This is a genomic window from Arhodomonas sp. AD133, assembly GCF_051195215.1.
Lineage (GTDB): Bacteria > Pseudomonadota > Gammaproteobacteria > Nitrococcales > Nitrococcaceae > Arhodomonas.
Window position 1 is genome coordinate 156,539 of record NZ_JBNAZM010000002.1, and the last position, 23,026, is coordinate 179,564.

Consider the following 23,026-nt stretch of genomic DNA (forward strand, 5'->3'; position numbering starts at 1 on the left):
CGGCGACCCCGGATCATCACCGGTTCCGGTCGCCAATGTATCCGCTTGGGTGGTGCGGGTCGAGTCCGGTACTCATGAACGCGGTGACACCGAGGGCGTCGCCGAAGCGTTCACGGACGTTCTCGAGTATCGCTGAGGGCGGTGCCCGGGTGCTCGACTTCGGTTGATGGCCTCGGAGGTAAAACGTAACGGGCAGGGACGTTAGCGCATCGGTAGCGGATGTGCCTTGTGGATCGTGTGTTCCCCGGGGTGAGCGAGGGCTGCCGCGACCGGTTGCCGACGGTTTTCGAGGCCGACGCCGGTTGCGGCGTCAGTGCTCGCGGTGCCGGCAGGCGTGCGCCGGACTGGCCGGCAATCAGTCGATGGGCTTGATCTACGGACGAGTGTGATGTGAGAGCGAGGTTTCCCGGAAGCCCGCCCGGCCGCGCGACCGGCGTCGGCGGCCGGGCTGCCGGGGGTTACCCCCCGTTGACCTGGTCCTTGAACGCTTTGCCGGCGCGAAAGGCGGGCACTCGGCTGGCTGCGATCTCGATGGTTTCACCCGTCTGCGGGTTGCGGCCGGTGCGCGCGGCACGTTCGGTGCGGGTGAAGCGCCCGAAGCCGGTCAGGCTCACGTCGGTGCCGTCGGTGACCGTCGTCTGGATCGTGTCGAACAGCGCGTCGACGACCTCGGCGACCGTCTTGCGTGGGACGCCGTCGCACTGGTCGCGGACAGCATCGATGAGTTGGTTCTTGTTCATCACGGGGTTCATGTGGTGTGGCTCCCTGTTGCCTGGCAGAAACCGGTGTGCGGCGCGAGCGGCGCACTAGGCAGGGAGTTCAGCAGACGCGCTTACCCTCTGTCCAGAGCGCGACCAACGAAACGTGAACGGACAATCAGGGCTCCTGTGCGCATTCGTGGTACCGGTTCGTGGTACCGGGCCACAACGAAAAGGGCCGAGCGTGTGCTCGGCCCTGCGAATGCCTGGTCGGGGTGACTGGATTCGAACCAGCGACTCCTACGTCCCGAACGTAGTGCTCTACCAAGCTGAGCTACACCCCGGATTGTCTAGTGACGACGATCGGCTGCGAAGCTGGCCAGCTTGACGAGAGCCGACTTGACTGGCCCGTCGTTCATGACCGTCAGAGCGTTCTGCGCCTGTTGTGCTTCGTCATCAGCGAGGCGGCGAGTATAGGCGATGGCATCGGTGTTTGCAATGGCCTCGCAGACGGCCTGGATGCGCTCCCGGCCGCCGGCCTCGATCGCTTCGCGAACCAGCCCGCGCGTGCTTTCGTCGCCTACCTGCATCGCCCGGATCAGCGGCATCGTCGGTTTGCCCTCCGCCAGATCGTCGCCGAGGTTCTTGCCAATTTCGGCCGGGTCCCCGTCATAGTCGAGCGCATCGTCGGTGAGCTGGAAGGCCGTGCCCAGGTGGCGCCCGTACGCCGCGGCGGCTTCGGCGTCCGCGTCCGCGAAGACACCGGCGAGCCGGCATCCGGCCTCGAACAGCGCCGCGGTCTTGCGGTAGATGACGTCCCGGTAGCGATTCTCGCCCACGTCCGCGTCGTGGATATTCAATAGTTGCAGAACCTCGCCTTCGGCGATGGTGTTGGTGGCTTGCGCGAACGTCTGCATGGCAGTCATGCTGCCGAGCTCCACCATCATCTGGAACGAGCGGGTATAGAGGAAATCCCCGACGAGGACGCTGGCCTCGTTGCCCCAGATGTGGTTGGCCGTGTCACGTCCCCGGCGGACGTCCGAGGCATCGACCACATCGTCGTGCAGGAGGGTCGCGGTGTGGATCAGCTCCACGATGGCGGCGAGCGGTATGTGCCGATCGCCCTCGTAGCCGGCGGCACGAGCCATCAGCAATACCACCAGTGGCCGGAGCCGCTTGCCGCCTCCGTTGACGATGTAGGTGCCGAGCTGATTGATCAGTACCACATCGGAGCGCAGCCGCCGCTGGATGGTCCGATCCACGGCATCCATATCGGAGGCCACGAGCGAGCGTATCTCGGCGAGGTCCATCAAGTGGCGCGTCCTGAGCGATGTTGGGCGATCGGGAGCGAGAGGATGCTAGAGAGGGGCGTGAGGGGTGTCAAGATAATTGGCATGGCGGTTGACCCCGGGCGCTGTCGAGCTTAAGATTGCCGGTCTTTGATTTTCGCCCGCATTCCACTGCATTTGTTGGAGAACGCAGCCATGTATGCCGTGATCAAGACCGGGGGCAAGCAATACCGGGTCTCCGAAGGGGACGTCCTCCGGGTCGAAAAGTTGGACGCCGAGGCTGGCGCGACGGTGGAGTTCGATCAGGTGCTGATGGTCGGCGGCGGTGATGACGTAAAGGTGGGCTCGCCACTCGTCGAAGGCGGCCGCGTCTCCGCCGAGGTGGTTGCGCAAGGGCGCGACCGCAAGATCGAGGTCGTCAAGTTCAAGCGCCGCAAGGACTATCAGCGAAAGCACGGCCACCGTCAGCACTACACCGAGGTCAAGATCACCGGCATCCAGGCCGGCTGAATCGGAGGTTAGCGAGCCATGGCACATAAGAAAGCAGGCGGCAGTACCCGTAACGGCCGCGATTCCGAGTCGAAACGCCTGGGCGTCAAGCGCTTTGGTGGTCAGGCCGTGCGCGCCGGCAACATTCTCGTGCGCCAGCGTGGGACCCACTTCCATGCCGGCAGCAATGTCGGCGTGGGCCATGATCACACGCTGTTCGCGAAGGCCGACGGCGAGGTGGTCTTCGAGCGCAAGGGCCCACACAAGCGGCGCTTCGTGAGCGTGCGGCCCGAGAGCTGATTCGGCAATTCCGAAATTGCGAAAAAAGCCCCGTCGCCGCACGGGGCTTTTTTGTGTGCGCTCGGTCAACTGAGTGGCGGCATTGTGTGCGGTGCCCGTTCGCGTCGGTCTGGTTGAAGGCGCTCGGGTTCGGCAGCGCAAGGTAAGGTGGACCCATGAAGTTCGTGGATGAGGCGCGGATTCGCGTGACCGCCGGTGACGGTGGTGACGGCTGCGTGAGCTTCCGGCGTGAGAAATTCGTTCCGCGCGGTGGACCGGACGGCGGCGATGGCGGTCGTGGGGGCAGCGTGTACCTCGTTGGCGACGAAGGTCTGAATACGCTTGCCGACTTTCGCCATACCCGCCGTTACGCCGCGGAGCGTGGCGAGAACGGAAAAGGCAAGCAGATGACTGGCCGTAGCGGTGAGGATGTCGTTATCGCCGTGCCGGTAGGGACGGTCGTCATCGACGTGGAAACCGGCGAGACCATAGGTGACGTGACAGCCGAGGGCGAACGTTTGCTGGTCGCGCGCGGTGGCGACGGTGGCCTCGGCAACCTCCATTTCAAGAGCTCCACGAATCGGGCGCCGCGCCAGTCGACACCGGGTACGCGTGCCGAGCGTCGTGATCTACGCCTGGAGCTGCGGGTGCTCGCTGACGTCGGGTTGCTCGGGCTGCCCAATGCCGGTAAGTCGACGCTCGTTCGGGCGGTCTCCGGCGCCAGGCCACGCGTGGCCGACTACCCGTTCACCACGCTGCATCCTTCGCTCGGTGTCGTGCGGGTGGGGCCCGGGCGCAGCTTCGTCATGGCCGACATTCCGGGTTTGATCGAAGGGGCGGCGGAGGGCGCAGGCCTCGGGGTGCGTTTTCTCAAGCACCTCGCCAGAAACCGGCTGCTCTTGCACGTGGTCGATGTCTCGAGGCTCTACGACGACGCGGATCCGGCGGTGGATGCTCAGGCTGTGATCGATGAGCTGACTGCCTACGATCCGCAGCTTGCCGAGCGCGAGCGCTGGCTGGTGCTCAACAAGATGGACCTCATTCCCGTGGACGAGCGTGAGGCGGTGGAGCGCGAGATCACCGCGGCGCTTGCCTGGCAGGGACCGGTGTTTCGGGTGTCCGGAGAGTCCGGCGAGGGAATCGAGTATCTGTGCCAGTGCATCATGGTACGGCTGGAGGCAATGAACGAGGAGGCGGAGGCCGATGGAACAGGCCGCTAGCTGGCGTGAAGCGCTGCGCGACGGGCAGTGCTGGGTGGTGAAAATTGGCAGCGCCCTGGTCACCAACGATGGTCGCGGCCTCGATCGCAAGCGCATCGCCGACTGGGTCACGCAGATCGCGGAGCTGCGCCGACAGGGCCAGGAGGTGGTGCTGGTTTCCTCCGGCTCCGTGGCGGAGGGCGTCCAGCGTCTGGGCTGGGCGCGACGTCCGCATGCGCTTCATCAGCTCCAGGCCGCGGCGGCCGTGGGGCAGATGGGGGTGGTCGAAGCGTATGAGCGCGAGTTCCGGCGTTTCGGCCTGCACACCGCGCAGGTGTTGCTTACCCATGAAGACCTGGCGGACCGTCAGCGTTATCTCAACGCCCGAAGCACCCTGCGTACGCTCCTTTCCCTCGGGGTGGTGCCGGTGGTCAACGAGAATGACACGGTGGCGACCGATGAAATCCGCTTTGGCGACAACGATACGCTCGCTGCGCTGGTGTCGAACCTGGTGGAAGCCGATCTGCTGCTAATCCTCACCGATCAGGCGGGGCTCTATGATGCCGACCCGCGCCGGGATCCGGCCGCCACGCTGATTCACGAAGCCGATGCCGACGATGAGCGATTGATCGCCATGTGTTCCGATGCGCCCGGCGTTCTCGGCAGTGGCGGTATGCGGGCCAAGGTACTGGCGGCCGCGCGGGCTGCCCGGGCCGGCGCGGTGACGGTGATTACCTCGGGGCGTGAGGCAAATGCATTGGCTCGGGTACGTGCCGGCGACCGCGTGGGGACTCTGTTGTGGCCGTCACGGCAGCGGCTTGCCGCTCGTAAGCGCTGGCTCGCCGGACAGTTGCAGGCCCGTGGCCGGCTCTGGCTGGACGATGGTGCCGTGCGTGTTCTCCGTGAAGCGGGGAGAAGTCTTCTGCCGGTGGGCGTGGTGCGTGTGGACGGCCGTTTTGTTCGCGGCGACATGGTGGCCTGTCTCGACGAGGCCGGCAACGAGGTTGCACGCGGGCTGGTCAATTACGGTTGCGGGGATGCGCGCCGACTTTGCGGTGTCGCCTCCGGGCAGATCGAGGCGGTACTGGGTTACGTGGACGAGCCAGAACTCATCCATCGCGATAATCTAGTGCTTACTGACGAGGTATAGGGGGCGTTGTTCGTCTCTGTGCTTGAGCGCTCCGGCACAGGGGCGAACGAAAACGCCGGCGTGAAGCCGGCGTCTCTGGTCGCTATTGGCGGCCGTCTCCCGGGGTCAGCCCAGGGCCTTGATGTGCTTGGCGAGGCGGCTCTTGTGCCGGGCGGCCTTGTTCTTGTGGATCAGACCTTGAGTCGCCATGCGGTCCAGCACTGGCATCGCCGAACGGTAGGCCTCTTCGGCCTTGGCCTTGTCGCCCGTCTCGATGGCCTTGAGGACCTTTTTCAGCTCGGTCCGCATCATTGAGCGACGAGCCTGATTGTGGCGGCGGCGCTGCTCGGTCTGACGCGCACGCTTCTTCGCGGAGGCGATGTTAGCCAACGTGGAACTCCTGCATGATCCTGAAATCACGAAAGGCGCGTATGATCGCCCCTTTATGGACGGGTGTCAACGATTCCCTCCCTGACGACAGCGAGGCGAGCGGGTAGAGTGCCCTGGCGATCACCATCGTTGTCGTCGATCTCGTTTGTCTGACCTCGATCAAGGAGCGTGTGTGAGAGCGCAGGGGTTGTTTCGCTCGGTGTTCACCTTCGGTTCCTGGACGCTCGTGTCGCGAGTGCTGGGTCTTGTCCGGGACGTGGTGCTCGGGGTGGTATTCGGTCCCTCCGCGGCGACGGACGCGTTCTTCGTCGCCTTCAAGATCCCGAACTTCATGCGCCGCCTGTTCGCCGAGGGCGCGTTTTCCCAGGCATTCGTGCCCGTGCTGTCGGGCTATCACAGCGAAGCCGAGTTCGGCGAGGTGCGTGAGCTCATCCGCCGCGCTTCAGGCAGTCTCGCGCTCGTGCTTCTGGCGGTAACGGTGGCTGGAGTCTGGGGGGCGCCGTGGCTGATACGCCTCTTTGCCCCCGGGTTCGCCGACGATCCTCAACGGCTTTCCGACGCCACGTGGATGCTGCGCGTGACGTTTCCCTACCTGATGCTCATTTCCCTGACAGCCTGCGCCGGGGCGGTGCTCAACAGTGTGGGGTCGTTCGGTCCGCCGGCGTTCGCGCCGGTTCTGCTCAACGTCTGTTTGATCGCGGCGGCATTATGGTTCGCCGACGCTTTCTCGCCGGGCGTTGTGGCACTGGCCTGGGCGGTGGCGCTCGCAGGTGTGCTCCAGCTCTTGCTGCAGCTGCCGTTTCTCGCCCGTCGCGGGCTTCTGGTGTGGCCGCGGCCCGGGTTCCGCCACCCCGGGGTTCGTCGCATCCTCGCGTTGATGGGGCCGACGCTGTTCGGTAGTTCCGTCCAGCAGATCAACCTGCTGGTGGACACCATACTGGCGTCGTTCCTCGTGAGCGGCAGCATCAGCTGGCTCTACTGGTCGGATCGCCTGGTGGAGTTCCCGCTGGGGATCTTCGGGGTGGCGCTCGGTACGGTGATTCTTCCGCGACTGTCCCGGGAACACGGTGATGCCGGTGATAATGCGTTCAGCGCGACCCTCGACTGGGCGTTGCGTCTCGCTCTCGTGCTCATCGTGCCCGCGACCGTCGGCCTGATGGCGTTGGCCGGACCGATGATCACGACGCTGTTCCACTACGGCGCGTTCGCGGATCATGACGTCAGGGCGGCGAGTTTCAGTCTGCTCACTTACGCGGTCGGCCTGTTGCCGTTCGTACTGGTGAAAGTGCTGCTGCCCGGTTATTTCGCGCGGCAGGATACCCGAACGCCGGTGCGCTACGCCGTGGTGGCGATGTTCGTGAATACAGGGTTCAGTGTGCTCGCGGTGCTGGCGTTGCGCGGCACCGGGGTTGCTCACGCGGGCCTGGCGTTCGGCACAGCGCTGGCGGCGCTGGTCAACGCGGCGCTGCTGGCGATGGGGCTGCGCCGTGCCGGCGTCTACCGGCCGGGGCGCGGATGGCCGTGGCTGCGTCGGCGTGTCGGCGGGGCGGCACTGATAATGCTGGTGGTACTCTACTGGCCGGCGACGCGCCTGGATACGTGGCTCGCGGCGGGGCTCCTGGACCGGGTCACGTGGCTGACGGCAACGGTTGGTGTGGGGGCGGCGGTCTACTTTGCTGTCCTCTTTGCCCTGGGGGTGCGGCCGGCGGCGTTGCGCGAACCCCGGGCGGCGGATACGCTGGCCCGTGGCTGAGACGGCTCATCCGCCTTATAATTCCGGGATTTGAGGAGCCGATACAGCATGGAGCTCATCCGGGGCAGCCACAACCTGCGAGCGCGGCACCGCGGTTGTGTGGCTACCATCGGCAACTTCGACGGTGTCCACCGCGGCCATCATGCGGTCATCGAGCGTGTACGCGAGCGCGCCGGGGCGCTGGAGTTGCCGGCGATGGTCATCACCTTCGAGCCCCATCCGCTGGAGTACTTCGCCCCGGAGCATGCGCATCGCCGTATCTCGGCGCTGCGCGACAAGGTCGATGCCCTGGCGGCTTGCGGTGTCGACCGGGTGCTTTGCCTGCGTTTCGGACGCCAGCTGGCGGAGATGCCGGCCGAATCGTTCGTCGACTCGCTGCTGGTCGAGCGGCTCGGCGTTCGTTTCCTGATGGTCGGGGACGATTTCCGCTTCGGCTGCGGCCGGCGTGGCGATTTCACCCTGTTGCAACAAGCGGGTGGGCGCCATGGGTTCGAGGTGGCTCGCATGCCGACAGTGGTCGTCGATGGTGAGCGCGTCAGCAGCACACGGGTGCGCGCGGCACTCGCCGCGGGTGAGCTCGATGTCGCCGAAGCGTTGCTGGGCCGGCCTTATGCCATCAGCGGACGGGTCGCACGGGGCGATGCCATCGGCCGCGAGCTTGGCTGGCGTACCGCCAACCTGCGCTTTCGGCGCACCCCGCCGCCGGTGCACGGCATATTCGCGGTGACCGTCGAGGGCCTGGGTGGTGAGCGACAGGGCGTGGCCAGCGTGGGCACGCGGCCGACGATCAACGGCCGGGCCACGCTGTTGGAGACGCACCTGTTCGATTTTGACGAGAACATCTACGGCGCCCATATCCGGGTGACCTTCCGGGCGTTTCTGCGCGGCGAGAAACGGTTCGACAGCATGGATGAGCTGCGCGCACAGATCGGCCGTGACGCGGACGCTGCGCGACAGTGGTTCGCCCGCAACGACCCCGACAAGCCAACGACTGGAGACCGCAGGAAGACGTCGTGACCGACTACAAAGACACACTCAATCTGCCCAAGACGGACTTCCCCATGCGCGCCAACCTGGCCAAGCGCGAGCCCGGTCGCGTGGCCGACTGGCGCGAGCAGGATCTGTACGGGCGTATCCGGCAGGCGCGTACCGGCCGGCAGAAGTTCATCCTTCATGACGGGCCGCCTTACGCCAACGGCGAGATCCACATCGGTCACGCGGTCAACAAGATTCTCAAGGACATCATCGTCAAGGCGCGCACGCTGGATGGCTACGATGCACCGTACGTGCCTGGCTGGGACTGCCACGGGCTGCCCATCGAGCACAAGGTCGAGCAGTCCGTCGGCAAAGCAGGCGAGGACGTCTCGGCGCGGGAGTTCCGTGCAGCCTGCCGACGCTTTGCCGAAGAGCAGGTCGAGGCGCAGAAAGCGGATTTCGAACGCCTGGGCGTGGTGGGCGACTGGGATCATCCCTATCTCACCATGAGCTACCGGACCGAAGCGGATATCCTGCGTGCGCTTGGCCGGATCGTCGCCCGGGGTCATCTCAAGCGCGGCTACAAGCCAGTGCATTGGTGCACCGCTTGCGGGTCGGCGCTCGCCGAGGCGGAGGTCGAGTATGACGATCGCACCTCACCGGCCATCGACGTGCGCTTTACCGCCATCGACGGTGCCGCCGCAGCCCGGGCGTTCGGTGTCGAGACCGGCGACGCACCGGTTTCCGTGGTCATCTGGACCACCACGCCGTGGACGCTGCCGGCCAACCAGGCCGTCGCCGTCCATCCGGGGCTCGAATACGTCCTGGTGAGTCTTGACGGCGGTCGCGAGTACCTGGTGCTCGCCGACGCGCTCCACGAGGAGGCGCTGACGCGATACGGCGCCGGGGAGTGGGCCGTGGTTGGCCGGGCGATGGGCGAGGCGCTGGAACACCTCATGCTGGGCCATCCGTTTCTGGAGCGCGAGGTGCCGGTGATCCTCGGAGATCACGTCACCACCGACGCGGGCACCGGCGCGGTGCATACCGCCCCGGGCCACGGCGCGGACGACTTCGTCGTGGGCCAGCGCTACGACCTGCCGTTGACGAATCCGGTGGGTGACGATGGTCGTTTTCTCCCGGACACCGAGTTCTTCGCCGGCGAGTTCGTATACGATGCCAATCCGCATATCGTGGAAGTGTTGCGCGAACATGGGGCGTTGCTTCACCACGAGGCCTACGACCACAGCTATCCCCACTGCTGGCGCCACAAGACGCCCATTCTCTTTCGCGCCACGCCCCAGTGGTTCCTGAACCTGGACGCCAACGGTGTTCGCGAGAAGACCCTTGCGGCGCTGCCCACCGTGCGCTGGTTCCCTGACTGGGGCGAGGGGCGCATGGAGGCGATGGTGCGCAACCGCCCCGAGTGGTGCATCTCGCGTCAGCGCAACTGGGGCGTGCCCATCGCGTTGTTCGTCGACCGCGAGACCGGCGAGCCCCACCCCGACTCGCAGCGTCTCATCGAGGCGGTGGCCGAGCGCATGGAGGCCGGTGGCATCGACGCGTGGTTTGAGCTGGCGCCCGAAGAGTTGCTGGGCGAGGACGCCGAGCGCTACGAGAAAGTCGAGGACATTCTCGACGTGTGGTTCGATTCCGGCACCACGCATGCCGCGGTGCTCGAAAGCCGCGAGGAGCTTGCCAAGCCCGCGGATCTGTACCTGGAAGGCTCGGATCAGTACCGGGGTTGGTTCCAGTCGTCGCTGCTCACGGGCATGATGCTCGACGAGTGCCCGCCGTATAAGGCGACGCTCACCCACGGCTTCACCGTGGACGAGAACGGCTACAAGATGTCCAAGTCCCGGGGCAACGTCATCGCCCCGCAGACGGTCATGAACAAGCTGGGTGCGGATATCCTGCGGCTTTGGGTGGGCTCCACTGACTACACCGGCGAAATCGCCGTCTCCGACGAGATCCTCAAGCGCACTGCCGACGGTTACCGGCGCATGCGCAATACCGCGCGCTTCCTGCTCGCCAACCTCGCGGGCTTCGATCCGGCCCGCGACCGGGTGGCGCCGGAGCGCATGCTGCCGCTGGACCGCTGGGCAGTGGATCGCGCGCAGCAGGTACAGGATGCCGTGGTTGCCGCCTATGACCGTTACGACTTTCACCAGGTCTATCAGCGCGTTCACCACTTCTGCGTGCTGGATATGGGCGGCTTCTACCTGGACATCATCAAGGACCGCCAGTACACCACCCAGGCGGACAGCCTGGCGCGGCGTTCGTGCCAGACCGCGCTCTACCATATCGTCGAGGCGCTGACGCGCTGGATCGCACCGATTCTGTCGTTCACCGCCGATGAGCTGTGGGGGCATATTCCGGGCGAGCGTGACGAGTCGGTCTTCGTCGCCGAGTGGTATGACGCTCTCTTCCCGCTCGACGACGATGCGGGCCTGGACCGGGCGTTCTGGGAACGTCTGCTCGGCTTGCGCGAGGCCGTCGCCAAGCGCGTCGAGGAGCTGCGCAACGACAAGGTCATCGGGGCGACGCTGGAGGCCGAGGTGGAGCTGTACTGCCCTGAGCCGCTGTACAGTGACTGGCTGCGCCTCGGCGAGGAGCTGCGCTTCGTGCTCATCACCTCGGCCGCCCGGGTGCATCCCTACGATGCCCGGCCCGCGGGTGCTGTCGAGGCGGCGCTGGATGACGGCACGGCCTTTGCGCTGGTGGTATCCGCGACCGAGCACCGCAAATGCGTGCGTTGCTGGCACCATACCGCCGACGTGGGCGTCAACGCGGACCATCCGGAGCTCTGCGGCCGGTGCGTGAGCAACGTGGCCGGCGAGGGCGAGGAACGGCAATACGCCTGAGGAGCGGCCATGCTGCGTTTCGGCCTGGTGATCGCGGCCCTCGTGCTGGGCCTCGATCAGGCGACCAAGCTCTGGGCGGAGGCGGCGTTGATGCCGTACCGCCCGGAAGCCGTGGTGCCGTTCTTCAATCTGACGTTGTCCTATAACACCGGCGCGGCGTTCAGTTTCCTCGCCGACCAGGCCGGGTGGCAACGCTGGCTGTTCGCCGCCCTCGCCGTGGGCGTGAGCGCGTACCTCGTTTGGTGGCTGCGAAGCCTGTCCCGTGGCGAACGCTGGACCGGTGCCGCGCTCGGGCTCGTTCTCGGCGGGGCGATCGGTAATCTCATCGACCGCCTGGCGTACGGCCACGTGATCGATTTTCTCGATCTCTACTACGGCCGCTGGCACTGGCCCGCTTTCAATCTCGCCGATAGCGCGATCACCGTGGGCGTGGCGATCCTGATCGTCGTGACCATGACCGGGCGCCGGGTGTAGGCGGCGTGCCCCAGCGCATGCGACAATCCCGGCAACAGTTCGAGTCAGTGTCCACTCATGCCTGAGATTCTCCTCGCCAATCCGCGCGGCTTCTGTGCCGGCGTCGATCGCGCCATCAGCATCGTCGAGCAAGCCCTGGACGCCTTCGGCGCCCCGATCTACGTGCGTCACGAGGTGGTGCACAACCGCACCGTCGTCGACGGACTGCGGGAGAAAGGGGCGATCTTCGTCGAGGAGATCCACGAGGTGCCCGATGGCAACACCGTCATCTTCAGCGCCCACGGTGTCTCCCAGGCGGTGCGCGAGGAGGCGGACCGGCGGGATCTGCACGTCTTCGATGCCACCTGCCCGCTGGTGACCAAGGTTCACATCGAGGTGCAGAAGCACGCGCGCGAGGGCCGCGAAGTGATCCTCATCGGTCACGACGGCCACCCGGAGGTGGAGGGCACCATCGGCCAGTACGTCGGCGAGGGCGCCGACCGCGGAGCCATCTACCTGGTGGAGACCCCCGAGGACGTCGCCCGGCTCGACGTGCGCAACCCGCGGGATCTCGCCCATGTCAGCCAGACGACGCTGTCCATGGATGACACTTCCCGCGTCATCGACGCGTTACGCGAGCGTTTCCCCGACATCCACGGCCCGCGCAAGGACGATATCTGCTATGCCACCCAGAACCGCCAGGACGCGGTCAAGGAGCTCGCCCGGCAGGTAGACGTCATGATCGTGGTGGGCTCGCAGAACAGCTCCAACACCCGCCGCCTCAAGGAGCTCGCCGAGCGCATGGGGGTCACCGCCTACCAGATCGATGGTCCCGATGATCTGCGCCGCGAATGGGTCGAGGGTACCGATCGCCTCGGACTGACCGCCGGCGCTTCGGCGCCGGAGGTTCTGGTGCGCGGCGTCGTCGACCGCCTGGTGGAGTGGGGCGCGACCCGGCCCGCTGAGCAGGCCGGGCACACAGAGGATGTCGTGTTCTCGCTGCCGCGGGATCTGATGCGGGAGATTCGGCGGCGCTCTCGCGAGGGCACTTCACGGGCAGTGTAGCGAGGGGGCATTGGATGCCGTTCCCAGACGCACGCGCCCGGACATTCTGAGTACGAGCCCTTGGGCGTGGGCGACGCCGCGATCATCACAGATGCTGAGTGTGCCCATGTAGCCCCATGCGTGGCCCGTTGGCGTGAAGCGGATGTAGTGCTCTACCGGGTCATTGCCACGGATGGTGAGGGGGCTTTCCGCACCGACGGTGACAATGCGGCCGCCGTCTGCATCGCACATCCCGTTACCATCGGCATCGGTGCACGACTCGTCTCCATTCGGATCCGAGAACAGCAGCCAGCCGTCGTTCCAATTCGCGCTTTCCGAGCATGACCTTGCGCTGACTGCTGTGCAGAGCACCGTCGCTTGGCCGCGAGTCACGGCGGTGCGGCGGGCGAGCCGCATGGCTGCGAGCACGCGGTTGTACTCGGAGGTGAGCGTGAGGTCCCGGTGCAATCGGGAATAGGCAGGTATGCCGATCGCCAGCAATAATCCTGCGATTAGCAATACGATAATGCACTCCGTGAGGGTAAACCCCCACGCGCCCTGATAGCCGTCCATTGGCATCCGGTCTCCATTCTTCGGCGGTCATTCCCTGACCGCACGGGAAACGCTTACCAGCAGTCCTGTGTAACGTCACTACCGTTCTTTTGCGCAGTACGTTGTCCCCGCGAGTTGAGTGTCAGCTGGTCGCACACGTCGTTCTGTTGATCACCCAGAGCGGCCGCCCGAACCTGCACGCAACGAACCCAACCGGCGCCACCGCACTGTTGGGCGCTTACCTGATAGAACCCGTTATCCAGTGTGAACGTATTATTGGCGTAGCCGAGATTGGTCAGGTTACCCGTGTACGTATTGTTATCCGTGTAGAACCGTTCCTGTTGCTGCAAGACGGTCTGAAGCGTGCTCTTGGCCTCGGCGCGCCGCGACTGGCGTATCTGATCCAGATATGACGGGTAAACGATGGCTGTAATGATGCCGACGAGCGCAATAGCGATCAGGATCTCGATGAGGGAAAAGCCATCCCGCTTCCTGGCCGTCGACAGCGGGCTTTGCGCAAGGTGTCGTCGCATCATGGCCTACCGCGTGTCCGTCGCTGCTTCGTGAAAGCTCGTGATCACGAGCCGATCGCCCTGCCTGGAGAGCTCGAAGGCGACCGTCTCGCCTTCCTCGACAAGCGCGTCACTCGTGCCGAGCCGCCAGGCCGCCCCGGTGGCCACAGGGTAACTGTAGTCATCGATCACGACACGCTGCTCATCGGCATGAATTGCGTCGATCGTTCCCTGAACTAGCCCACTTTCCTCACGGTCCGCCTGTGCGCCGGCGATGTTCGCCGCCGTCAGTGCCGCCAGGAGCACAGGCGCGCCGATGGCGCGCCGAAACCTCTGTCCGTACTTCATGAAATCCGTTGCCTCCTGCCTGTCAGTGCGACGGTGTGATTTCTTCCCATGAGAGCGGCTTGACGACTCCGGGTACCAGAGGCGGAGTGCCACCGCCTCCGGGGGCGCAGTTCGCAGTGCTGTCGCTGCATGCGGTGTACACTCGGTCGCCGATAAAGGTCGGCTTGCTCGGAGCGCCCTGATCCTCGAAGCGCGAGCCGCCAATGGAATGGTCCTCCCCCTTGATGGTGACGAAATCACCTTCGTCACCGAGAGTCTCGTCGCCGTCGTAGTCGAAGGTCGCGCGCTTGGTCGCTCCGCCGTTTGCCACGGACACCGCCATGAGCCAGCCGCTGCCCCCGGCGGAACATGGCGTGCCCGACGGTATCTGGGTGGTGAAATAGACGATGTCGCCACGAACCACTGCACGTGTAGTAACGCGTTCCTTGTCCTTCGGCAGATCGATATACCAGCCATAGCGCCCGGTCTTGCTGGAATCCGTGTAGGGGACCTGTGTGGTATTCAGCACCCGCTTGCTATCGTCCTCACTTATGAACGTTTGCTGAGTAAGGTTACTTTGGCTCAACTCGGGGGTGCCCCGGTCCCAGATGGCGTACATGCTCTGTTTGGCCGTCGTGCCCTTGTCACTTTCCGTGAGCATGCGGCCGCTGCCGAAGAGCACGAGCGCATTCGGCTCGTTGTTACTATCAGTGCGAATGTAGGGGTGCAGTCGCACCGTCGGCGCCGCGGTAATCGCCTGATTCGATGCCCCTGTGAAAAGCGGCTTCTTGTTGCTGTATGCCACTCCCCATTTGCTTGTGTCCGGATCGGAAAGATCGAAGGCCCAAAGGTTGCCGCTGAGGTCGCCTGCATAGGCCCGGTTGACGACACCGTCGCGGTCGCTGTCGATCACGGCCGGGGAGGAGAGGCCGTTGCGGTCTCCTTGGGTACCCGCACCGGTCGAGATCTCCTTCAGCACGCTGCCGGTTTCCAGGTCCAGGACGAATAGCCTCGCATCTCCCGTGCCGGTGTTGTTGTATCCATTGCCGACGATGACTGCCCACTGGCTTCCGTTGGTGGTGGGGACTTTCGCGATGACCGGCTGGCTGAACGTGTAACCGAGATCATCGTCTTCTCCGGCGGTGAATTCCCAGAGGACGTCGTTTTCATCGAATGCGTCCGGGTTGGTCACGTCCAGGGCGAAGAGTCCGCGACCACCACCCCGCAGGCCGCCCACGAGGATCTCCTTGCCGTCGACGGGTTCCGGGGCAAGCGTAAGCGGCAGGTCAACGTAGTAGCGATGCGTATAGCTCGGGTTCGTGAGGTAGTGCAGTCCACCTAGCGTGCTATCGGAGAACAGCGCACTCGGGACATAGCCCATGACCTCTTCGCCGGTGTCGGCATCGAAGCCGTGCAGCATGCCATCGTTGGCCCCGACGAAGACCACGCCGTTATGTTGGACGGGCTTGGAGTGAACGATGTCGCCGAGCCGGCTGTTGCGTTGGCGGAAATCATGGGCCGTGCCGGATGCTTCGTGGGTGCGGTTGCCCTTGACATAGTCCAGACGGGCCTGGGCGAGGGTGTCGCTGCCCTGCGTGCCATCCGGGTTGGTTCGCAAATCATTGCGCTGTGCTGTGCTCAGGTCGCCCCACTCCAATGGAATGCCGCTACCATTGCTGTTGGCGGTATAGAGGTTGCGCGTCGTCCAGTCCTTGTTGTCGAGCTTGGCGGCCGCCTGCCAGGCGGGGGTAGCCTCCAGCTTGGCCGTGCTGGGATCGACCGGGATGGCGGTCAGGTCGCCGCTCCAGCCCGCGGAATTATAGGTTGCGATATACGCGGCGGTATCGTTCTGCAGGCTCACGGAGCTGAATGCGACGCCCGAGGAGGAGCCGACGCGCTCCTCGATGGACGACAGTGCGCTGCGAAGGCTATCCACCAGCTCCTGGGGGTTGCTGGCACTGAGAAACTGGCCGCGGCCGTTCCATGCGGCATGGCGCATGTCGTCGATCGTGGTTGGCTTATCTGCCTCCGGCTTGGGCCAGGAGAAGGCATCGTCCCGATTCGGGGGATTTTCGGTCAGTGTACCGTTGATACCGAATGCGACCGTGAACGTCGACAGATGCTGAGCGGGGTTTTCGTCGATGTTCTTGCGCGTCGGTACCTTGTCCGCCAGGTTCGGCGCCAGGTCGCGCTCGTAGTACCGCATGGCGACGTCGGCCAGCGTATCCTTGTGCGTGTCGGCGTACGAGTCGCCGTCGAAGTCGGTGTCATTGTCGCCGTCTTCGTTCTCGATATTACGGGGCGCGTTTCCGTTCCAGTACCCATCGGACATGAGAATGGCGAAGTTCTGCTGACAGGCGCCGCCTTCGTCCTCGCCGAGAATCGGGCTTTCCGCGGTGAAGCCCACACCGCCGTTTCCCGTGTTCATGTCGAAGTAGTCGCCGGTGGCGGCGAGTGTTTTGCGAAGTGGCGTGCCACCCGTCGAATTGACCCGGGCGAGCTGCTCCAGCAGATTCTGCTTGTCCGGATCGTCGTCTTCGTCGCCGACGTCCGTCACGGCAGTGCCAACGTCATTGTTATCGTGAAGTGTGCCAAGGCCCATGCGCATGTCAGCACCGGCGACGAGGTCGGTCATCGCCCGCTTGGCGACGAATTCACGCTTACGATAGTAGGTGTACCAGTTCGCGTAGTTGGTTTGGTCCGCGGCGTCCAGGCCACTTACATTGACCCGGTCACTCGACCCGGTAGGGCACTCGCCCGAATCGTACTCGCCGTCGCCGTCCGCGTCGTTCCAGAGGAAATAGTAGTGGCCGGAGATATCCTGCCCGGTCGAGGGCTGGTAGGCATTCTCGCGGGCGTCGGATAGCGACTGGTCATCGAACTCGTTGCCGTTGCTGTCCTCGCCGAACCACGGGGTGTAGTCGACGTTGGGATTGTAAGCGAGCGCGTTGTACCCGTGGCAGAGCTCTCTTTCCTCTGTCGAGTTATCCGGTGTGAAGTCGAGGGTTCCACTGTTGTTGGCGTACGGGTGTGCCGTACGGGCTCCCTCGGTCTTCAGCACTTCCCAATCCATGCTGCCGGAGTCATCCACCAGCAGCATCACATTGGGCTTGACAGCATCGCTCAAATAGAGTGGCACGTCGGCCAGGGTGCCCGGATCGGCCATGCTCACCCCGGGTACACAGAGCAGCGTTGGGGCAAGCGCGACCAGCGCTCGACGACTGATGGTTGGAATTCTCTGCCGCATGTTCGCGCTCCCTGAAATTGTCGGTAATCGCATCCTTGTCATGGGCTTCGATGACGCGATCATTCAGTTCTGTTTCCAGTAGCTCGCCTGCAGGGTCACGGTTGCCCTGCCGGACTCATCGGTGGCGCGTGCCGTGACCTCGAAAACGTGCCCCTCGTTACACCCTGTGCCGGTACACCCCGACCCAGGCTCCACCACGGGGTTGCCTGGCGGTGTTTTCAGGGCGATGACGTAACGCGCATCGTCATGGTTGTTGGCCTGTGCCGAGCTGCTCCCCGTCCACGTCGTGTCGGCCTGGACGTCCGGGCTTGCACCGAAGCCGTAGCGCCCACTGTTGCCATTGAAGTCGCTGAGGTTGAGCGTCCCTCCCGTCAGGGTCCGGCGCACCTCCTCGAGGGTCCCTTCCGCGCGTTGGAAGGCTTCCGTTTCGCTCACCAGGTTACCGGCCATGCGCTCTTCCATGGTCGTGGTCTGCATTGCGGTGACACCGATGAGCGTGAGCAACGCGAGGAAGATGAGGCTCGTGATGAGCGCCATCCCCCGTTGTGTCCGGGGACTGGGCACGGAAACGTGGACGTCGTTGTGCTTCATTTGCGCATGATCAGGTTGCGAATGGCGACGGTGGTCGAAAACACGCGGCGCGCGCGCCGGTCGTTTTGCGGGGTGATTTGCAGCGTGTTACCGGCACCGGTGGCGGCCGAGAGCATGGTTATCGGCGGGTTGCCGGCGCCTGGACCGGTTTGGGGAATCTCGTCGTTCGTACGCACGAGCAGGGCAACGCGTACCGCGACGACGTCCTGCCAGCCGTTTGCGGTGCTGGTAACGTCATCGGCACTGACGTATTGGTCCGCGCGCCGTGTGGCGTCAGGTTGGGTGTCGACCCCGTAGAGCACCTGCATGTTCTCCACACCACGCAGTAGCTCGCGTGTTTGCGCGCTACCCGTTCCGCTGGAGAAGTCGATTTCCCAAAGCCCGGGGGTTTCCCGGGTGCCGTCGCCGTCGGCGTCGGCTGCGCCGATGTAGTACGCTTTGCTCATGAGTGCGTATACAGTGGCATTGGAATCCCATGCGGAACTCCACGGGTTGCTGTTGTTAGGGGTAACGTTGCACGGTTCCTCGCCGCCGCAGCCACTACCGCGGGAAGTGGAACTTGCGTTCGCCTTCTGTGTGTTCTGAAAGAGATCCGCTGTACCCGCGTTTGCAACCATCACGATCTGACCCTGTCCCAGTCCGGTCGAATCGGTGAAGTTCAGCGAGGCCGAGGTGAGGTTGTTGTTGTTGTTTTTCAGCGTGAGGTTGGGCAGGCTTCGCATGCCGCGCAGGAACAGGACGTCCGTCCCCTCAACGACGTTGCCGTTGAGATCGGAGAGCACCGCGTTCAAGTTCTGAGTTCCGTCCGTCCAGTTCGTCGCGCTGGCACCGGAGGGATCCATGGAGGTGATGGTGTAGCTGTCGCCTTCTGCCGGATCGGTATCCGTGTATTCGAATCCCGAAATGGGAGAATCCACGTTGAATGGCGTACTATTGCCCCCCTGGGTAGGGTCGAGAAAGCTGTTGATATTGCAGCGGGCACAGCCCGTCTGGCCGCTTACCCGCAAATCACGAGTCAGAAAGCCAATCGCGAATCGCCCGTTCTCCTGCAACCTGGCAAGACCGTCGGCGACGGCGTAGGTCGAGCGACTGGCGACGAAAACCTGGACGATGCCGGCGATCAGTACGAGCCCGATGACCATGGCGATCATCAGCTCCACAAGGCTGAAGCCGGCAGAGTGTTTTCTGGTGATGTCGTTATTACTCATCGGAAAGCTGCGTGGTGAACTGGAATTGGGAGGTCTGGCTCACGTTCCCGGCGCCATCCCTCTGTTCGAACTGGTCATCCCATTGCACGGTGATGGTGACCTGGTTGTTGGCTGCTAGCCCGATCTGCCCATTGCCATTCGGCAGCGTGCGGTCGATGGTGTTTTGCCAGAGGGTGAGGTCGCGGGTGGCCAGGCCTCCATTGCCGGTACCGCCAAGCCCTACCGTATAGGCGCCACTTTCAACGGCGGCCGCATTGGCGCGCATGCGATCCAGCATGTCGTAGGCGAGGATCGACGCCTGTGAGCGCAGATAGGCGCTGTGCGTGTTACGCACGCTGGAGGCCTGGAGGCCGGCGAGTCCGAGGAGCCCGACGGACAGCACGAGCACGGCGACGAGAACCTCGAGCATACCGAATCCGTGGTCACGGCGCGGTGTAGTCGGTGTGGTCATCGGGTTCAGAGCGTGCATGCTTGATCCCCCTGCGAGTTTGGACGTCCGGCACCCGTAATTTCTATTTGTCGGGCCTCGTTGCTGCTGCAGTTATCGGGTTCCACGTAAAAGTTGAGAGGAGGATTCCCGCCGCCCAGGCGGCCGCTGGGAACATAGCTCAGACTGCCGATGCCATTCGGGTCTTCCTGGAGCCGCACGTTCTCGGGCAGGCCGGGCCACGTTTGGATGAGCTCATCGGCGCTGCCTGCCTGGAATCCAACGGTTCCGTTCCCGTCGATCCACAGCATGTACCCGAGATCCCATTGGGCATTGTTCGTGCACGTACGGGGAGACACGCTGGCGTCACTCTGACACAGGTTGACTGTCTGCCCTTGGGTCACGGCAGTGCTGCGCGCCAGGTTCAGTGCGCCGACGAAATCATTGGTGGCCGATGTCAACCGGTTTCGCTCCGCCATATCCTGATAATGGGGGACGGCCATGGCGACCAGAATGCTCGCCACCACCAAAGCCACGATCAACTCGATGAATGTAAAGCCGCTGTCGTGTTTCATGGCGGCATGTATATCGAGTCCGATGACTTCCATGAAATCACTGGCTGATGAGGTGCCGCCCAGTGCCGACGAGCGGTACTCGGATGCCATGAGGTCGCGTGTGTTGGTGAGCGTTGCTGCTCTGTTGTCGATCGAAGCTGGGGGCGACAGGTGCTCGATATAAGGGCTCGTGCGCGGGTTGTCACGTTCGCGCGTGTTGGATAGACTTCTGCGTCTGACATCGCCGGCGTAGCTCAGCTGGTAGAGCAACGCACTCGTAATGCGTAGGTCGATGGTTCGAGTCCGTCCGCCGGCACCAGATTTCGTGAAACGGCCCGTGGCACTGCGCCCGGGCCGTTTGTCGTTGGGCCTCCCGTAGTGCGGTTTCCCCGTGGTGCAGGCGGTTGCGGCTGTGGATGCCCGTTCCGTATCGTGGAACGGCATGCCTGTCGGGCGTTGCGGCAATATCTCAAGGCGATCAGGGGGATGTGAGAGATGAAGCTCGTCCGTTTCGGTCCGGCGGGTGCCGAGAAGCCCGGGTTGATCGATGGCGCGGGTACCGTTCGCGATCTGTCCGGTCACGTTGCCGACATCGGCGCAACCGCCCTGGTGCCGGAGCGGCTGGCGGCGCTCGCCGCGCTTGCCCATGATGATCTGCCGGTGGTGCGTGAGCCGGGCCGTTTGGGCGCTTGCATCACCCGGCCGGGCAAGATCATCGGTATCGGGTTGAACTATCACGATCATGCCCGCGAGACGGGCGCCGAGGCGCCGTCGGAGCCCATTTCGTTCACGAAGGCGGCTTCGTCGCTATGCGGACCGGACGACGACATCCTGCAGCCGGTGGGCTCGGAGAAGCTCGACTGGGAGGTGGAGCTGGGCGTGGTCATCGGTGCCCGCGCGCGCCGTGTGGCCGAGGCCGAGGCGCTGGAGTACGTGGCGGGCTATTGCGTGGTCGACGACGTCTCCGAGCGGTCCTGGCAGAAGGATCGAGGCGGTCAGTGGATGAAGGGCAAGAGCTACGACACGTTCTGCCCGGTGGGCCCCTGGCTGGTGACGGCTGACGAGGTTGCCGATCCCCAGGCCCTGGCGCTGTGGACCGAGCTCAACGGCGAGCGGGTACAGAACGGCACCACCGCCGAGATGATATTCGGGGTGCGCGAGCTGGTGAGTTATCTCAGCCGATTCATGACGCTGGAGCCGGGTGATCTGATCGCCACGGGCACGCCGGCGGGTGTGGGTATGGGGATGAGTCCGCCTCGGTATCTGGTCAGCGGCGACCGTTTGCGCCTCGGTGTCGAAGGCTTGGGCGTGCAGTCTCACGCCATCGTCGCCGAAGAGACGGGCTAGCAGCCTCCGGCACAGGTCGGACACTCAGCGCGTAATGGCCGTCGGCACCCCGGATGGACGCTCGAGGAGGGTTTGGAGCCGTCCACGGTCCGGTAACTGACCGTGTCCGATGGCGACACTGGTGAGCGCCCGGGCGAGCCGTCGGCGTTCGGCGTCTCCGAAGCGTAGATCCACGCTGGTGTAGTCCTCGGTGGCGGGCAGCGGGTGGGCTTCCGCCCACAGTTGCCCGGCGTGCCACGTGTGCTTGATCGGCTGGTTGACGATGCGCACGGGGGTGCCTCGCGGCACCCGGGGAAACAGGGTTGCGATGTCTTCCGGGTACAGCCGTACGCAGCCGTGGGAGACGCGCATGCCCACGCCGGCGGGTCGGTTCGTGCCGTGGATGAGATAGCCCGGAAGATCCAGGATCAGCGCATAGTCGCCCAGTGGGTTGTCCGCTCCCGGTGGCACGACCCGTGGCAGTGATTCGCCCTTGGCCGCCGCTTCCGCGCGTATGGAAGCAGGAGGATACCAGGCGGGCTGCGGGATCTTCTCGGTTACCGTCGTTGCGCCGGCGGGGGTTCCCCAGTCCTGGCGGCCGATGCCGATGGGGTGGGTGATGACTTCGTGCGTGCCATTGGCAATCGCTGGGTAGTAGTACAGCCGCAGCTCGGCGGCATTGATCACGATGCCGCGCCGGGGCGCGTCCGGCAGGATATAGCGCCGCGGGATGATCACCGGCGTGCCGGTGCCTGGCAGCCAGAAATCGACATCGGGGTTGGCGAGGAGTATGTCCCAGTAGCCCACGTCGAAGCGGCGGGCAACGTCGTGCAGCGTCTCGTCTCTACCCGCCAGGGCGATATGGTTGTCACCGACCAGCCGCGCGCCGCGGTCGCTCAGAGGAAAACGCCACAGGTGGTCTCGGCCGCTGGCGTGACTGATGGCCGGCGCGGCCGTGACAGCGGCGGCGAGCGCTTTGAGCAGGCGTCGGCGTGTGGGGTCCGGGTGCGGCGGTACGGGCATCGGTGCGGTGTCCGGGTGATGGCGGGCGGCATTATTAACCTTTGCGAAAGTATTGCCATGCCTCAGTGGCCGTGTGCGCCGCTGTGGCAAGACGCGAGGAGCGTGGTGTAGCAAGGTCTACATGAGCGACGAGCAACGCAGTCCACAGCGGCGCACACGGCCACCCGCAGGACGCCACTGCGCGCCGCCTCGGCGGCGTTGCGCTCGCTTGACGTGAGCCTCGCCACGCCGGTGCTCCCGCGCCTTGCCGAGACACCGCGCAGTGGCGCTGAGACCTGGCAATACTTTCGCAAAAGGTTAGTATACCGCCGCTGCCGCTGAACGCACCCCTCTACCGCGCCCTGGCAGCCTTGTCTACCGCTGGACGTCGACGCAACGCCAGATGTGCATCTCCTCGAAGCGCAGGCACTCGTAGGCGGTTGCCTGTCGCCCATCGACGTCGTGGGTATCAGTGGGATGGGCCGCGAGGACGACGCCGCTCAGATTGCGGGTATCGGCGGTCGTGATGCGCACGTCGAGCCACGCTTTGTCCGTATGCAATTGCACGATGTCGCCGGCGGCGGCGCGATAGGGGGCGCCGGCCGGCGTGTACAGGCGCTGCGCGTCGGCGCGGGCGTGCAGGGCGTGGTGGCTGTCCATGGATGCCTCCCGGGCTCGTATTGGGTGTCGTCGAGCCGGTCTCGCTGCGACAGCGCGTATC

General features: G+C 64.6%; 23 protein-coding genes and 2 tRNA genes. 11 read left to right on the forward strand and 14 right to left on the reverse strand.

What is annotated here, in order from left to right:
- Positions 1–458: 458 nt before the first annotated feature.
- From ACPEES_RS02180 to ACPEES_RS02190, 3 genes are all read right to left on the reverse strand, one after another.
- The gene (locus ACPEES_RS02180) at positions 459–740 is read right to left on the reverse strand and encodes an HU family DNA-binding protein (protein WP_435100764.1); all 282 of its coding nucleotides are present in this window, start codon (positions 738–740) and stop codon (positions 459–461) included.
- 225 nt (positions 741–965) lie between these two features.
- Positions 966–1,042 (reverse strand) — tRNA-Pro (locus tag ACPEES_RS02185).
- Between the two features lie 6 nt (positions 1,043–1,048).
- Positions 1,049–2,008 (reverse strand): polyprenyl synthetase family protein, encoded by a 960-nt coding sequence (locus ACPEES_RS02190; RefSeq protein WP_435100619.1) that lies wholly within the window; start codon positions 2,006–2,008, stop codon positions 1,049–1,051.
- 174 nt (positions 2,009–2,182) lie between these two features.
- Between ACPEES_RS02190 and rplU the strand changes: the two genes are divergently transcribed.
- The 4 genes from rplU (at position 2,183) to proB (ending at position 5,104) form a co-directional block, all read left to right on the forward strand.
- Positions 2,183–2,497, forward strand: coding sequence for a 50S ribosomal protein L21 (rplU, locus tag ACPEES_RS02195; RefSeq protein WP_435100622.1), 315 nt, complete (start codon positions 2,183–2,185; stop codon positions 2,495–2,497).
- 18 nt (positions 2,498–2,515) lie between these two features.
- Positions 2,516–2,776, forward strand: a complete 261-nt coding sequence (gene rpmA, locus ACPEES_RS02200; RefSeq protein ID WP_435100625.1) for a 50S ribosomal protein L27 — start codon at positions 2,516–2,518, stop codon at positions 2,774–2,776.
- A gap of 155 nt (positions 2,777–2,931) precedes the next feature.
- Entirely contained in the window at positions 2,932–3,975 is a 1,044-nt protein-coding gene (gene cgtA / locus ACPEES_RS02205; RefSeq protein WP_435100628.1) for an Obg family GTPase CgtA, read from the forward strand.
- A complete protein-coding gene (proB, locus tag ACPEES_RS02210; RefSeq protein ID WP_435100631.1) occupies positions 3,959–5,104 on the forward strand; it encodes a glutamate 5-kinase in 1,146 nt (381 codons plus the stop codon). Before cgtA ends, proB begins: the two co-directional genes overlap by 17 nt.
- Before the next feature lie 105 nt (positions 5,105–5,209).
- On the opposite strand, the gene rpsT is transcribed toward proB, so the two are convergent.
- Positions 5,210–5,473, reverse strand: coding sequence for a 30S ribosomal protein S20 (rpsT, locus tag ACPEES_RS02215; protein WP_435100634.1), 264 nt, complete (start codon positions 5,471–5,473; stop codon positions 5,210–5,212).
- Positions 5,474–5,645: 172 nt separating this feature from the next.
- On the opposite strand from rpsT, the gene murJ reads away from it, so the two are divergent.
- The 5 genes from murJ to ispH are packed head-to-tail and all read left to right on the forward strand — an operon-like array spanning position 5,646 to position 12,580.
- Positions 5,646–7,226, forward strand: coding sequence for a murein biosynthesis integral membrane protein MurJ (murJ, locus tag ACPEES_RS02220; RefSeq protein ID WP_435100637.1), 1,581 nt, complete (start codon positions 5,646–5,648; stop codon positions 7,224–7,226).
- 48 nt (positions 7,227–7,274) lie between these two features.
- Positions 7,275–8,243: a bifunctional riboflavin kinase/FAD synthetase gene (gene ribF, locus ACPEES_RS02225; RefSeq protein ID WP_435100640.1), complete on the forward strand. Its 969-nt coding sequence runs from the start codon at positions 7,275–7,277 to the stop codon at positions 8,241–8,243.
- Complete coding sequence (gene ileS / locus ACPEES_RS02230) at positions 8,240–11,062, forward strand: isoleucine--tRNA ligase (RefSeq protein WP_435100643.1); 2,823 nt, start codon at positions 8,240–8,242, stop codon at positions 11,060–11,062. Before ribF ends, ileS begins: the two co-directional genes overlap by 4 nt.
- 9 nt (positions 11,063–11,071) lie before the next feature.
- On the forward strand, positions 11,072–11,536 hold the full coding sequence (gene lspA, locus ACPEES_RS02235; RefSeq protein WP_435100646.1) for a signal peptidase II: 465 nt from the start codon (positions 11,072–11,074) through the stop codon (positions 11,534–11,536).
- A 57-nt stretch (positions 11,537–11,593) separates the two neighbouring features.
- Complete coding sequence (gene ispH, locus ACPEES_RS02240; protein WP_435100649.1) at positions 11,594–12,580, forward strand: 4-hydroxy-3-methylbut-2-enyl diphosphate reductase; 987 nt, start codon at positions 11,594–11,596, stop codon at positions 12,578–12,580.
- Here ispH and ACPEES_RS02245 read toward each other — a convergent pair.
- The 8 genes from ACPEES_RS02245 to ACPEES_RS02280 form a co-directional block, all read right to left on the reverse strand.
- Positions 12,566–13,132 carry a GspH/FimT family protein gene (locus tag ACPEES_RS02245; protein ID WP_435100652.1) on the reverse strand — a complete coding sequence of 189 codons (567 nt, stop codon included), beginning with the start codon at positions 13,130–13,132 and terminating at the stop codon, positions 12,566–12,568. The two genes, ispH and ACPEES_RS02245, sit on opposite strands and share 15 nt — an antisense overlap.
- Positions 13,133–13,185: 53 nt before the next feature.
- Positions 13,186–13,647, reverse strand: a complete 462-nt coding sequence (locus ACPEES_RS02250) for a type IV pilin protein (protein ID WP_435100655.1) — start codon at positions 13,645–13,647, stop codon at positions 13,186–13,188.
- Between the two features lie 3 nt (positions 13,648–13,650).
- A complete protein-coding gene (locus ACPEES_RS02255; protein WP_435100658.1) occupies positions 13,651–13,971 on the reverse strand; it encodes a hypothetical protein in 321 nt (106 codons plus the stop codon).
- Between the two features lie 22 nt (positions 13,972–13,993).
- Positions 13,994–17,197: a pilus assembly protein gene (locus tag ACPEES_RS02260; RefSeq protein ID WP_435100661.1), complete on the reverse strand. Its 3,204-nt coding sequence runs from the start codon at positions 17,195–17,197 to the stop codon at positions 13,994–13,996.
- Positions 17,198–17,260: 63 nt separating this feature from the next.
- Positions 17,261–17,734 carry a pilus assembly PilX family protein gene (locus tag ACPEES_RS02265; RefSeq protein WP_435100664.1) on the reverse strand — a complete coding sequence of 158 codons (474 nt, stop codon included), beginning with the start codon at positions 17,732–17,734 and terminating at the stop codon, positions 17,261–17,263.
- 50 nt (positions 17,735–17,784) lie between these two features.
- Positions 17,785–18,996 (reverse strand): PilW family protein, encoded by a 1,212-nt coding sequence (locus ACPEES_RS02270; protein ID WP_435100667.1) that lies wholly within the window; start codon positions 18,994–18,996, stop codon positions 17,785–17,787.
- Positions 18,989–19,465: a type IV pilus modification protein PilV gene (gene pilV, locus ACPEES_RS02275; protein ID WP_435100669.1), complete on the reverse strand. Its 477-nt coding sequence runs from the start codon at positions 19,463–19,465 to the stop codon at positions 18,989–18,991. Before pilV ends, ACPEES_RS02270 begins: the two co-directional genes overlap by 8 nt.
- Positions 19,453–20,247 carry a GspH/FimT family pseudopilin gene (locus ACPEES_RS02280; RefSeq protein WP_435100671.1) on the reverse strand — a complete coding sequence of 265 codons (795 nt, stop codon included), beginning with the start codon at positions 20,245–20,247 and terminating at the stop codon, positions 19,453–19,455. Before ACPEES_RS02280 ends, pilV begins: the two co-directional genes overlap by 13 nt.
- Here ACPEES_RS02280 and ACPEES_RS02285 point away from each other — a divergent pair.
- Positions 20,221–20,296, forward strand: a tRNA-Thr gene (locus ACPEES_RS02285). The two genes, ACPEES_RS02280 and ACPEES_RS02285, sit on opposite strands and share 27 nt — an antisense overlap.
- A gap of 176 nt (positions 20,297–20,472) precedes the next feature.
- On the forward strand, positions 20,473–21,324 hold the full coding sequence (locus ACPEES_RS02290; RefSeq protein ID WP_435100673.1) for a fumarylacetoacetate hydrolase family protein: 852 nt from the start codon (positions 20,473–20,475) through the stop codon (positions 21,322–21,324).
- A 24-nt stretch (positions 21,325–21,348) separates the two neighbouring features.
- On the opposite strand, the gene ACPEES_RS02295 is transcribed toward ACPEES_RS02290, so the two are convergent.
- Positions 21,349–22,326, reverse strand: coding sequence for a L,D-transpeptidase family protein (locus ACPEES_RS02295; protein WP_435100675.1), 978 nt, complete (start codon positions 22,324–22,326; stop codon positions 21,349–21,351).
- Positions 22,327–22,680: 354 nt separating this feature from the next.
- Entirely contained in the window at positions 22,681–22,965 is a 285-nt protein-coding gene (locus tag ACPEES_RS02300; protein ID WP_435100677.1) for a hypothetical protein, read from the reverse strand.
- Positions 22,966–23,026: the final 61 nt, after the last annotated feature.

Bases quoted from the DNA above. Each gene is read 5' to 3' on its own strand.
- ispH (WP_435100649.1), top strand. From the start codon at position 11,594: ATGCCTGAGATTCTCCTCGCCAATCCGCGCGGCTTCTGTGCCGGCGTC.
- ribF (WP_435100640.1), top strand. From the start codon at position 7,275: ATGGAGCTCATCCGGGGCAGCCACAACCTGCGAGCGCGGCACCGCGGT.
- ACPEES_RS02255 (WP_435100658.1), bottom strand. From the start codon at position 13,971: ATGAAGTACGGACAGAGGTTTCGGCGCGCCATCGGCGCGCCTGTGCTC.
- ACPEES_RS02265 (WP_435100664.1), bottom strand. From the start codon at position 17,734: ATGGCGCTCATCACGAGCCTCATCTTCCTCGCGTTGCTCACGCTCATC.
- ACPEES_RS02270 (WP_435100667.1), bottom strand. From the start codon at position 18,996: ATGAGTAATAACGACATCACCAGAAAACACTCTGCCGGCTTCAGCCTT.
- proB (WP_435100631.1), top strand. From the start codon at position 3,959: ATGGAACAGGCCGCTAGCTGGCGTGAAGCGCTGCGCGACGGGCAGTGC.
- rpmA (WP_435100625.1), top strand. From the start codon at position 2,516: ATGGCACATAAGAAAGCAGGCGGCAGTACCCGTAACGGCCGCGATTCC.
- ACPEES_RS02180 (WP_435100764.1), bottom strand. From the start codon at position 740: ATGAACAAGAACCAACTCATCGATGCTGTCCGCGACCAGTGCGACGGC.
- ACPEES_RS02300 (WP_435100677.1), bottom strand. From the start codon at position 22,965: ATGGACAGCCACCACGCCCTGCACGCCCGCGCCGACGCGCAGCGCCTG.
- lspA (WP_435100646.1), top strand. From the start codon at position 11,072: ATGCTGCGTTTCGGCCTGGTGATCGCGGCCCTCGTGCTGGGCCTCGAT.
- rplU (WP_435100622.1), top strand. From the start codon at position 2,183: ATGTATGCCGTGATCAAGACCGGGGGCAAGCAATACCGGGTCTCCGAA.
- ACPEES_RS02190 (WP_435100619.1), bottom strand. From the start codon at position 2,008: ATGGACCTCGCCGAGATACGCTCGCTCGTGGCCTCCGATATGGATGCC.
- ACPEES_RS02290 (WP_435100673.1), top strand. From the start codon at position 20,473: ATGAAGCTCGTCCGTTTCGGTCCGGCGGGTGCCGAGAAGCCCGGGTTG.
- ACPEES_RS02260 (WP_435100661.1), bottom strand. From the start codon at position 17,197: ATGCGGCAGAGAATTCCAACCATCAGTCGTCGAGCGCTGGTCGCGCTT.
- ACPEES_RS02245 (WP_435100652.1), bottom strand. From the start codon at position 13,132: ATGGACGGCTATCAGGGCGCGTGGGGGTTTACCCTCACGGAGTGCATT.
- ACPEES_RS02295 (WP_435100675.1), bottom strand. From the start codon at position 22,326: ATGCCCGTACCGCCGCACCCGGACCCCACACGCCGACGCCTGCTCAAA.
- ACPEES_RS02250 (WP_435100655.1), bottom strand. From the start codon at position 13,647: ATGATGCGACGACACCTTGCGCAAAGCCCGCTGTCGACGGCCAGGAAG.
- cgtA (WP_435100628.1), top strand. From the start codon at position 2,932: ATGAAGTTCGTGGATGAGGCGCGGATTCGCGTGACCGCCGGTGACGGT.
- pilV (WP_435100669.1), bottom strand. From the start codon at position 19,465: ATGCACGCTCTGAACCCGATGACCACACCGACTACACCGCGCCGTGAC.